This is a genomic window from Archangium sp., from assembly GCF_036388035.1.
Classification (GTDB): Bacteria; Myxococcota; Myxococcia; order Myxococcales; family Myxococcaceae; genus Archangium.
In genome coordinates, this window is sequence record NZ_DASVSO010001038.1 from 1 (window position 1) to 10,407 (window position 10,407).

The 10,407-nt window shown below is 69.8% G+C and carries 10 protein-coding genes; 6 read left to right on the top strand and 4 right to left on the bottom strand.

Features of this window, described 5'->3' with window-relative positions; translation table 11 throughout:
* From VF697_RS42660 to VF697_RS42675, 4 genes are all read right to left on the bottom strand, one after another.
* On the bottom strand, positions 1-813 hold an 813-nt coding region (locus VF697_RS42660; protein ID WP_331104418.1), incomplete at its 3' end, for a cache domain-containing protein.
* Between the two features lie 18 nt (positions 814-831).
* Positions 832-1,719: a LysM peptidoglycan-binding domain-containing protein gene (locus VF697_RS42665; RefSeq protein WP_331104420.1), complete on the bottom strand. Its 888-nt coding sequence runs from the start codon at positions 1,717-1,719 to the stop codon at positions 832-834.
* Positions 1,716-2,165 carry a FecR family protein gene (locus VF697_RS42670; RefSeq protein WP_331104434.1) on the bottom strand — a complete coding sequence of 150 codons (450 nt, stop codon included), beginning with the start codon at positions 2,163-2,165 and terminating at the stop codon, positions 1,716-1,718. Before VF697_RS42670 ends, VF697_RS42665 begins: the two co-directional genes overlap by 4 nt.
* A 100-nt stretch (positions 2,166-2,265) precedes the next feature.
* Positions 2,266-3,069, bottom strand: a complete 804-nt coding sequence (locus VF697_RS42675; protein ID WP_331104422.1) for a carbon-nitrogen hydrolase family protein — start codon at positions 3,067-3,069, stop codon at positions 2,266-2,268.
* Positions 3,070-3,281: 212 nt separating this feature from the next.
* On the opposite strand from VF697_RS42675, the gene rimP reads away from it, so the two are divergent.
* From rimP to rbfA, 6 genes are all read left to right on the top strand, one after another.
* Positions 3,282-3,764 carry a ribosome maturation factor RimP gene (gene rimP / locus VF697_RS42680; RefSeq protein ID WP_331104424.1) on the top strand — a complete coding sequence of 161 codons (483 nt, stop codon included), beginning with the start codon at positions 3,282-3,284 and terminating at the stop codon, positions 3,762-3,764.
* 60 nt (positions 3,765-3,824) lie between these two features.
* The gene (gene nusA, locus VF697_RS42685; RefSeq protein WP_331104436.1) at positions 3,825-5,510 is read left to right on the top strand and encodes a transcription termination factor NusA; all 1,686 of its coding nucleotides are present in this window, start codon (positions 3,825-3,827) and stop codon (positions 5,508-5,510) included.
* A 33-nt stretch (positions 5,511-5,543) separates the two neighbouring features.
* A complete protein-coding gene (locus VF697_RS42690; protein WP_331104426.1) occupies positions 5,544-5,861 on the top strand; it encodes a YlxR family RNase P modulator in 318 nt (105 codons plus the stop codon).
* A gap of 96 nt (positions 5,862-5,957) precedes the next feature.
* Complete coding sequence (gene infB / locus VF697_RS42695; protein WP_331104428.1) at positions 5,958-9,248, top strand: translation initiation factor IF-2; 3,291 nt, start codon at positions 5,958-5,960, stop codon at positions 9,246-9,248.
* Positions 9,249-9,334: 86 nt separating this feature from the next.
* A complete protein-coding gene (locus VF697_RS42700) occupies positions 9,335-9,949 on the top strand; it encodes a DUF503 domain-containing protein (RefSeq protein ID WP_331104430.1) in 615 nt (204 codons plus the stop codon).
* Positions 9,946-10,305 carry a 30S ribosome-binding factor RbfA gene (rbfA, locus tag VF697_RS42705; protein WP_331104432.1) on the top strand — a complete coding sequence of 120 codons (360 nt, stop codon included), beginning with the start codon at positions 9,946-9,948 and terminating at the stop codon, positions 10,303-10,305. The genes VF697_RS42700 and rbfA overlap by 4 nt, the downstream gene beginning before the upstream one ends.
* The last annotated feature ends 102 nt before the right edge of the window (positions 10,306-10,407 follow it).

Genomic DNA, 10,407 nt, shown 5'->3' on the forward strand with positions numbered 1-10,407 from the left:
CGCCACCGGCTGCTCGGAGACGATGGCCCAATGCGGGTCGGCCAGCGTGGCGGAGGCGGCCACCACCGCGTCCTCGCCCTCGCCGAAGTTGCCCACGTGGAGGATGTCCGTGTCCGGGCTGCGCGCCACGCCCTGGAGCAGGTGCCCCACCACGGGCCGCTGGGAGACGTCCTGGTTGGCCACCAGCCCGCCACCGCCAGCGAGGATGTGGCCCTTGGCGTCGGCGAGGTAGACGAAGCCGGTGCTGCCCACGCGCTCCTGGGCGAGCATGGCCTGCAGCTCCGCCAGCGACACGTCCGCGGCGATGTAGCCCCGGGCGGGCTCGCCCACGGGCAAGGCGAACGTCACCACGGCCTCACCGCTGGCGCGCCACACCACGTCCGTGAAGCCCAGGCCGCTCAGCCCCTCCATCAGCGCCACGGCGCGGGCCTCGTGCTCGGCCAGCGCGGTGGGGGGCACGTCATTGACGGCGAAGGCCTGCAGGCCCGGCAGCCGCTTGCCGTCGGGCCCGAAGAGGGTGATCGCCTGCACCTCGCGGCTCTGGTTGAGCACCGCGCGCAGGTACGTCTGCTGCTGCTCCAGCGGCAGGGTGAAGAAGTGGGGCACGCGCGCCATGGCCATCGCCGCGCGCGTGGGCTCGGCGAGGAAGCCCTCCGCTTTCAGCTTGAGCTGCTTGACCCGCTCCTGCGCCAGCTCCTGGGCGTCGCGCACCAGCAGCTCGCGCGTGTCGGACACGGAGAGCCAGCCCACCATCACCGTGGGCACGAGGCTGGCCACCAACATCAGCAGGAGGATGGTCTTGAAGAGCCGCATGGGGACGCTCCTCCCTCGCTACTTCCACTTCGTGGACTGCACCTCGATGTTGATGCCCTTGGCTGGAGCCTCGGCCACCTCGAAGCCCTGCTCGGGCGAGGCCGCCGAGCGCGCCTCGCGGGTCAGCGCGCGCACGCTCCAGCGGTAGGCGCCGGCGGGCAGCGCCACCCGGACCTGGGGCGCGGAGGCGGTCAGCACCCGCTTCTCACCCCGAACGGGCACCAGCTCCACCTCGTAGCCCTCGGCGCCCTCCACCGCGCGCCAGGCGAGGGTGACGGGACCCAGGCCGCCCTTGGCGGGCTGCACGGTCATCTTCAGCTTGTCGGCCGGCTGGGTGGGCTGGGGCACGCCGAGCTGAGGCCGGGGCGGCGAGGGCGGTTGGCCCTTGTCCACGCGCACCACCTGTCCCACGTCCACCGACTGGGTGACGCCCGCGGCCTCCACGCGCACGGGCTGCCCGGAGGTGGACTTCACCGTGGTGGTGCCGTCGTCGGCCACCGCCACCGTGAAGCCGGTGGGCTGCGAGCCGCTCGCCGACAGCAGCTTCCACGCCCCGTCCGCCGTCTGGGCGGCGGCCTCGTAGCGTGCGTGCTGGAAGTGGGCCTCGGCCTCCTTCAGCTTGGCCTCGGCCTCCTCGCGCCGGGCCGCCTTGGCGTCCGCGTGCTTGACCGCGTTGCGCGCCGTCTCCAGCACGTTCTGCGCCCGAGCCCGGTCCGGCCCTGGCAGCTTCAGCTTCGTGCCCGGAGCCACCGCGTCTTCCTTCAATCCGTTGAGCGCCTTGAGCTCACTGGCACCGCCGCGGTCTCCCAGCGTGCGCTGGGCCACCTGGGCGAGTGACTCTCCATCGCGCACGACGGCCTCGGCGGGCGCCAGCGCGAGCATGGCCAGCAGGAGGGAACCCTTCATTGGAACACGATCTCCCTTCCGGCCCGGACGGTGGCCGCTGGCGTGGTGACGGAGAGTGACTGCCGGGCTGGATCCTCCAGCTCGGCATCCACCCGCCCGCGCAGAACCGTGAGGTCCGTGCGCTCCTGACCGGGCTTCGGTCGCGTCTCCGCGATGCCGATCAGCGCGTCTTCGCCCAGGTTCACCACACTGCCGTTGGCGAAGACGACTTGTGCTCCCGCGCCGGCCACGGTCCGCACCTTGTCGTTCTCGAAGAGGGGCAGGCCCTCCTGGGCGGGGAGCCACTCATCCCCCGCCGCGCGTTTGACTTTCACGTCCCCCTGCAGCCCCTTGAGCTGGGCGCGTCGCACCGGAGGAGGTGCGGCGGGCGCCTGCACTGGGGCCGCGGGCTTCTCATCGGCGGGGCAGCCCACGGACAGGCCCGCGAGCGCGAGGACGAACACCATGTGGGAGCAGCGAATGTTCACGGTTGGGGGGGTCCGGCCACGCAGTGTATAGGGGAATGGTCCCGGGACCCAGGGGGCACATCACGTGCCCTTGGACGCTTCAGTCCAGTCGTCGATGTTGCAGGCAGGGCAGATTCTTCCGGATGCGAGCGAGCAGCTCGGGGTCCACCGGCGCCACGGCCAGGCCCTCGCCCTCGGAGGCGCGGGCCGTCACCAGCCCCCAGGGGTCCACCACCATGGCGTGGCCCCAGGTGACGCGCTGGGCCGAGTGCCGCCCGCCCTGCGCCGGGGCGAAGAGGTAGCACTGGTTCTCGATGGCGCGCGCCCGCAGCAGCACCTCCCAGTGGTCCTTGCCCGTCATCAGCGTGAAGGCCGCCGGCACGGCCAGCAAGGTGGCGCCCTCGCGCGCCAGCCGGCGGTAGAGCTCGGGGAAGCGCAGGTCGTAGCAGATGGAGAGGCCCAGCCGGCCCATGTCCGTGTCCGCCACCACCACGTCGGCGCCCGGGGCCACCGCCTCGGACTCGCGGTAGGGCGTGCCATCGCCCACGTCCACGTCGAAGAGGTGAATCTTGCGGTACACCGCCCGCCGCGAGCCGTCCGGCCCGAAGAGGACGGTGGTGTTGTAGAGGCGACCGCCGGGCGCGCCCTGCTCCAGGATGGAGCCGGCCAGGAGGGTGACGCGGCGCTCGCGTGCCAGCTCGGCCATGCGCGAGAGCGTGGGGCCCTCGAGCGTCTCGGCGGCGGCGGCGCGCTCGCCCTCCGGCCCCATCCAGCTGAAGTTCTCGGGGAGGCCCACCAGGCGGACACCCAGGTCGGCGGCCCGCCTCACGAGCCGGGTGGCCGAATCGAGGTTGTGGACCTTGTCCGCGGTGGACACCATCTGGGCTGCGGCGATGAGGTGCATGCGGTCGTTATAACGGGTCCCCGTTCGCGGAAACCCTGGGAATCCCTACCCCGGGGGGGACTGTTGGATGGCATGACAGGGGTGCGTAAACCTTTGCACCCCGGGGTGGCGTGTGCTACGGACGCCGCCGACATTTTTCGATGCAGTTTCCTCGAAAAGTGGGCCGCTGCGCCCGCTTTTTGTGTTTTTGGAGTCAAGCAGTTTCGCGGCCTATGGCGGAGAACATCAAGCAAACGGTGGAGGCAAGGGCACAGGAGCTGCTCGAGCCCCTCGTTGCGGGCGAGGGGCTGGAGCTCCTCGAGGTGGAGTTCGTCCGCGAGCACGAAGGCTGGGTCCTGCGCCTGTTCATCGACAAGCCGGGTGGACGGGTGGGCCTGGACGAGTGCTCGCAGGTGTCGCGCGCGGTGGACACGGTGCTGGACGTGGAGGACCTCGTCCCCCACGAGTACAACCTGGAAGTCTCCAGCCCCGGAGTGAACCGGCCCCTGAAGAAGCCCGTGCATTTCGAGCGGGTGAAGGGTCAGAAGGTCAAAGTGAAGACCTTCGGTCCCATCGGGGAGCCGCCGCGCAAGAACTTCACCGGGACGCTCACCGAGGTGGCGGCCGACGCCATCAGCGTGGACGTGGAAGGGGCGGGCAGCTTCCGCATCTCCTTCAAGGACATCGCCAAGGCCAATCTGGAGTTCGAGTTCTAGCAGTCCACATACAGGGTGCGCCCTCGCGCGGGCGCGCCCGTGGAACCTTTGGAGAAGATGATGCCCACGCCAGCCAACCCCAACATCAACCTCAACCTCGTCCTGGACCAGGTGGCCAAGGACAAGGGCATCGAACGGGGCGTGCTCATCGCCACGCTCGAGGACGCGATGACGACCGCGGCCAAGAAGCACTTTGGCCAGGAGCGCAACCTCGAGGCGAAGTACGACCCGGACAAGGGCGTGGTGGAGCTCTTCCAGGCCATCACCGTGGTGGAGACCATCACCGACCCTGTCCAGGCGGTGAACCAGATCTCCCTCGACGAGGCCCACAAGAAGGGCATGGAAGTGGAGCCGGGCGACGAGCTCGTCTTCCAGATCTTCTACCGTGACGAGGACGCGGCCGAGGCCAAGGCCCAGGACGACCAGTACGGCGACATCCTCCGGCTCAAGACGTTCCGCCGCGGCTTCGGGCGCATCGCGGCCCAGACGGCCAAGCAGGTCATCCTGCAGCGCACCCGCGACGCCGAGCGCGAGAACGTCTTCAACGAGTACAAGGACCGGCGCAACGAGATCGTCACCGGCATCGCCCGGCGCTTCGAGCGCGGCAACATCATCGTGGACCTGGGCCGCGCCGAGGCGGTGCTCCCGGTGCGCGAGCAGGTGCCCCGCGAGACGTACCGCGCCGGCGATCGCGTCCAGGCCTACGTGCTGGACGTGCTGCGCGAGTCCAAGGGCCCGCAGATCGTCCTCAGCCGCGCCTCCGTGAACCTGCTCACCAAGCTGTTCGAGATGGAGGTGCCGGAGATCGCCGAGGGCATCGTCGTCATCGAGGCCGCGGCGCGTGAGCCGGGCGGGCGCGCGAAGATCGCCGTGTCCAGCCGGGACTCGGACGTGGACCCGGTGGGCGCGTGCGTCGGCATGAAGGGCAGCCGCGTGCAGGCGGTGGTGCAGGAGCTGCGCGGCGAGAAGATCGACATCGTCCCCTTCGACGAGGATCCGGCGCGCTTCGTGTGCGCCGCCCTGGCCCCGGCCGAGGTGAGCCGCGTCATCATCGACGAGGCCAACCACGCCATGGAGCTCATCGTCCCGGATGACCAGCTGTCCCTGGCCATCGGCCGCCGCGGGCAGAACGTGCGCCTGGCCGCTCAGCTCACCGGTTGGAAGCTGGACATCAACAGTGAGAGCCGGGTGCGCGAGATGCGCGAGTTCGCCAACCGCTCGCTCGGCGCCCTGCCGGGCGTGAACGAGATGTTGGTCGAGACCCTCTACGCCCACGGCTTCCGTCAGGCCAAGGACATCGCCGAGGCCAATCCGGAGGTGCTGTCGCAGATTCCGGGGGTGGACCCGTCGCGCATTCCCGCCATGCAGGAGGAAGCCCGCAAGCAGATGTCGCTGGACTCGGCGGAGCTGTCGCGCATGGAGCGCGAGCGCGAGCAGGCCCGGCAGGCCGAGGCGCGTCGTCATCCGGACGAGCTCAGTCAGACCGAGCGCATGGCCCGCGTCCGGGGCATGGGCGAGAAGACCATCGAGCAGCTCGGCCTGGCCGGCTACCGGACGGTCGAGGAGCTGGCCAACGAGAAGGACCTGGCCAAGCTGGGCGATGTGCCCGGGGTGGGCATCAAGAAGGCCCGCCAGCTCAAGAGCGCGGCGGAGAACTATTTGGTGGAAGAGGCCAAGCTCCGGGCGGAGCTCAATGCCGAGCGCGGCTCGTCCTCTTCCCCGGCGGCCGAACCGGCGGGTGCGTAGTAGGGTCTCACGCTTGCTTGGACGGCAGGGGGGATGCGCCTGAAGGCTCGTTCCGGTAGTAGTAGAAAAGAAGAACTCCCGGCGAACGCCGGACCGGTGCGATGCTGCATCGGTTGCGGCGCCCGGCGGGCGCAGGAGGAGCTCACCCGGTTGGCGGTGGGCCCCGAGGGTGGAGTGGTGGTGGACAGGGCCAGGCGGGTCCCCGGGAGGGGGGCTTACCTTTGTGGTGTCGGGTGCCTGGCGGCGGCGGTGAAACGGAAGGCCTTTGGCAGGGCTTTCCGGGGGAAGGTGGGTCTGGTTGACCCATCAGTACTCGGGCAGGCGTTGGAGTCGGGACCGGCCTCGCGGTGAGCAGCCGGGGGGAGTGGGCGTTAGGCACCACTCGCACACATTTTTGGATTAGGGTGCTGCGCCCGGTTGTCGGCGGAGCAAAAGGCCAAGCAAGGTATGTCGAAGAAGCGCGTTCACGAGATTGCCAAGGAGCTCAAGGACCATGGGGTCGAGCTCGACACCAAAGAGGTCGTGACCGAGCTCGTTTCGCTCGGCTACGACGTCAAGAGCCACTCGTCCTCCCTGGAGGACGACCAGGCCACGGCCGCGGTCCAGAAGATCCTGGACAAGCGCAAGCCGAAGCAGGCCGCGGCCCCTGTGGCGGCCAAGGGCTTCGTGGTGCGCCGCAAGGCCGCGCCGAGCCCCGGCTCCCCGTCCGGTGACATGTCCGAGCAGGGAGAGGCCTCCGAGGCGCCCCGCGCCGCGGAGATGCCGGCCGCCGAGGCTCACGTGGCCGACACTCCTCGCGCCGAGGCTCCGGTGGCCGAGGCTCCTCGTGCCGAGGCCCCGCCCGCCGTCGAGGCCCCGCGCGCCGCCGCTCAGCCGGCCGCCCCCGCGGAGACGCCGGCCCCTGCTCAGCCCGTCGCTGCCGCCGAGGCGCCCCGCGCCGCCGCTCAGCCGGCTGCCCCCGCGGAGACGCCGGCCCCTGCTCAGCCCGTCGCTGCCGCCGAGGCGCCCCGCGCCGCTGCTCAGCCGCCGGCCGCCGCCGCGGAGCCCTCGCGCCCCGCCGCGCCGCAGTCCCCTGTCGCCACCACCACCGAGGCGCCGCGTCCCGCGGAGCCCTCGCGTGCCCCGGCTGCCGCCGCTCAGCAGCCTCCCTCTGTCAAGGAGTCACCCAGCTTGCCACCCCGCCCGCCTTCGGCGGTTCCCCCCTCTGTCCGGACGCCTTCGCATCCGTCTTCTGGTGCCCATCGGGCATCTTCTTCGGGTGCGCCCGGCATGGCCTCTGGCCGTCCCGGTGGTCCGGGTCAGGGTCAGGGTCGTCCGGGTGGTCCCGGCGGTCCTGGTCAGCAGGGTGGTCGTCCGGGCGGTCCCGGCCAGTACAATCGCGGGGGTCCCGGCCAGCAGGGTCGTGGCGCTCCCAGCCAGTACCAGCGCGGCGCTCCCAGCCAGTACCAGCGTCCGGGGGGTCCCGTCTCCGGTCCGGTGCGTCCCTCGGGCCCGGGCGTCCCCGCTCAGGGCTCCGGTGCTTCCGGGGCGGCGGGTCAGCCCGGCGCGCCGGGTACCACCATGGTCGGCGGCGTGCCGCACCAGCCGGTGACGCAGGATCCCCGCTCGCTGCGGCCCACGGCCACCCAGGCCGTCGTCATCTCGCGCCCGCTCATCCAGGTGCGCCGTGTGACGCCCACCTCGGGTCAGGGCCGGCAGTACCCCATGGCCCCGGGCAAGAAGGCCATCGGCGAGGTGCGTGAGTTCAAGGTCGTCCCGGATCACCTGGGCCGTGGCCGCGAGCTCGTCGACGTCTCCAAGAACAAGGAGAAGGAGAAGGCTGGACGCGGCGGCAAGCGCGGTCCGGGTGGCGAGGGCGGTCCTTCCAAGCAGGAGATCTCCGATCTCGTGTGGGGTCGCGTCACCATCCCGGTGCGCGGCAAGAAGAAGAAGCCCACCAAGAAGGGCGCCAAGACGCAGATCACCCAGATGGCCGAGGAGAAGAAGGTCATCAAGATCCAGGAGGGCATCGCCCTGTCCGACCTGGGTCAGCGCATGGGTGTGCGCACCACCGAGCTCATCAAGAAGCTGATGGGCCTGGGCAAGATGGCCACGGCCAACCAGATCATCGACTCGGAGACCACCGAGCTGCTCGCCACCGACTACGGCTGGCGCGTGGAGAAGGCCGGCTTCGAGGTCGAGGACTTCCTGCCCGAGGTGGAGGAGCGTCCCGAGGACGAGCGTCCGCGTCCGCCGGTCGTCACCGTCATGGGCCACGTCGACCACGGCAAGACGAGCCTGCTCGACGCCATCCGCGCCGCCAACGTGGCCTCCGGCGAGGCCGGCGGTATCACCCAGCACATCGGCGCCTACTCGGTGAAGACGTCGCGCGGTGACATCACCTTCCTGGATACCCCGGGTCACGAGGCCTTCACGTCCATGCGCGCCCGTGGCGCCAACGTGACGGACATCGTGGTGCTGGTGGTGGCCGCCGACGACAGCGTGATGCCGCAGACGGTGGAGTCCATCAAGCAGGCCAAGGCCGCCGAGGTCCCCATCGTCGTCGCCATCAACAAGATGGACGTGCCGGGCGCCAACCCGGATCGCGTGAAGAAGGACCTGGCCAACTACGAGCTCACGCCCGAGGAGTGGGGCGGCGAGACCATCATGGTCCCCGTGTCCGCCAAGCAGAAGATGGGCATCGACCTGCTGCTGGAGAACCTCGCGCTGCAGGCCGAGGTGCTCGAGCTCACGGCCAACCCGAGCCGTCCGGCGGTGGGCGCCATCATCGAGGCCAAGCTGGAGAAGGGCCGCGGTCCCGTGGCCACCGTGCTGGTGCAGGAGGGCACGCTCAAGGTGGGCGACGCCATCGTCACCGGCACCCACTTCGGCCGCATCCGCGCGATGAACAACAGCCGCGGCGAGAGCGTGAAGGAAGTGCTCCCGGGCTACTCCGCGGAGGTCATCGGCCTGTCCGGCGTGCCCACTGCGGGTGACACCCTCAACGCCGTGGCCGATGAGAAGGCGGCGAAGGAGATCGCCAGCCACCGCGCCATGAAGGGTCGCGAGGCGGATCTCGGCAAGGCCGACACCCGCGAGACGCTCGAGCAACTCTTCGCCAAGACGAAGGCGGGCGGCGGTCCCAAGGAGCTGCGGCTCGTCATCAAGGCGGACGTGCAGGGCTCGGCCGAGGCTGTCAGCGAGGCCGTCCGGAAGCTCTCCACCCACAAGGTCCGCGTGGAGATCATCCACTCGGGCGTGGGCGCCATGACCGAGGGCGACGTGATGCGCGCGGCCGCCTCCAAGGGTCTGGTCCTGGGCTTCAACGTCAAGCCCGAGTCCGGCACCGAGGCCGCCGCGAAGGCTCAGGAGGTGAAGCTGGAGACGTACGGCATCATCTACGAGCTCATCGACGGCGTGCGCAAGGCGATGGAGGACCTCCTCGAGCCCATCCGCACCGAGCGCAAGCTGGGTCGCGCCGAGGTTCGCAACACCTTCAACGTGCCGAAGCTGGGGACCATCGCGGGTGCGGCGGTGCTCGACGGTGTGATGAAGCGTGGTGCCTATGTCCGCCTGCTGCGCGACAGCAAGCAGCTGTTCTCCGGCCGCATGGCCTCGCTCCGCCGTTTCAAGGACGACGTGAAGGAAGTCGGCCAGGGCTTCGAGTGCGGTATCGGCATCGAGAACTACAGCGATCTCAAGCCGGGCGACATCATCGAGGCCTACGAGATCGAGGAGACGCGGCCGAGCCTGAGCTAGTCCTCTCCGGCCGCTGTCTTCCACCACCGGAACGCACCCGGTGGCCCGCCGTCCAGGCGTGGTCACCGGGTTGAGGGCTTCGTGTCATGTTCGTCTGTGTCGCTCGTCTGACCCTGCAGATTCCAGAGAGCGGTTCCCTCAAGGCCAAGCGGCAGGTGCTCCGCCGGATAACGGATCGGGTGAAGGCCCGCTTCAACGTGGCCGTCGCCGAGGTGGATGATCAGGATCTCTGGCAGAAGGCCACGCTCGCGCTGGCGGTGGTGGGCAACGACCGCCGTCACGTCGACGAGCAGATGGAGAAGATCATCCACTTCGTGGAGGAGATGTACGTAGCGCCGCTCATCTCCCGTCAGACGGAGATCATGGGCTTCGGGGACACGCTCTACACCCCCGGTCGGCCCCTGCCCGATGAGCGGGATGAAGAAGCGCCGTCCGAGGAGTTCGAGGACGGCGAGGACGAGGAGGCGGGCCCGGAGGCGGATGTGGAGGAGCTCATCGCCGGCTTGAACCGGGGAGATCGCTCCCTCGCCGAGGCCGAGGGGATGGTGGACTGGGAGCGCCGGCACGACGGCCGGGAGAGCAAGCGGCCAGCCTCGGAGGCGGGTCGCGCTGGCTCGCCGACGGAGCGACCGGACTCGTTGGAGGAGGCGCGGGCCCGTGCTCGCAGCCTGCGCAACCCGAGGGATTGGGAGAAGAAATGAGTACCAGCAATCGGCCGGAGCGGGTGGGGCAGGAGATTCAGGCGGCCATCGCGAATATCCTCACCCGGGGGGAGTTGAAGGATCCGCGCATCGGCTACATCACCCTCACGGGCGTGAAGGTGTCGCAGGACCTGAAGACAGCGCGCGTCTTCTACTCGATGATTGGCACCGAGCAGGAGCGCAAGGACACCCAGAAGGGACTCGAGGCGGCCAAGGGTTTCATCCGCCGCGAGGTCACCGAGGCGGTCAACCTGCGCGTGTCGCCGGAGATCTTCTTCTCCTTCGACGAGTCGCTGGAGCGTGGAGACCGCATCGAGCGGTTGCTGCGCGAAGTGAAGGACAAGGAAGGCTGGTAGTCGCGCTCGCGGCTGCCGGTAGAGGCGAGCATGGACGGCGTCCTGGTCATCGACAAGCCCGCGGGCTGCACCTCGTTCGACGTGGTGCGGCAGGTGCGGAGT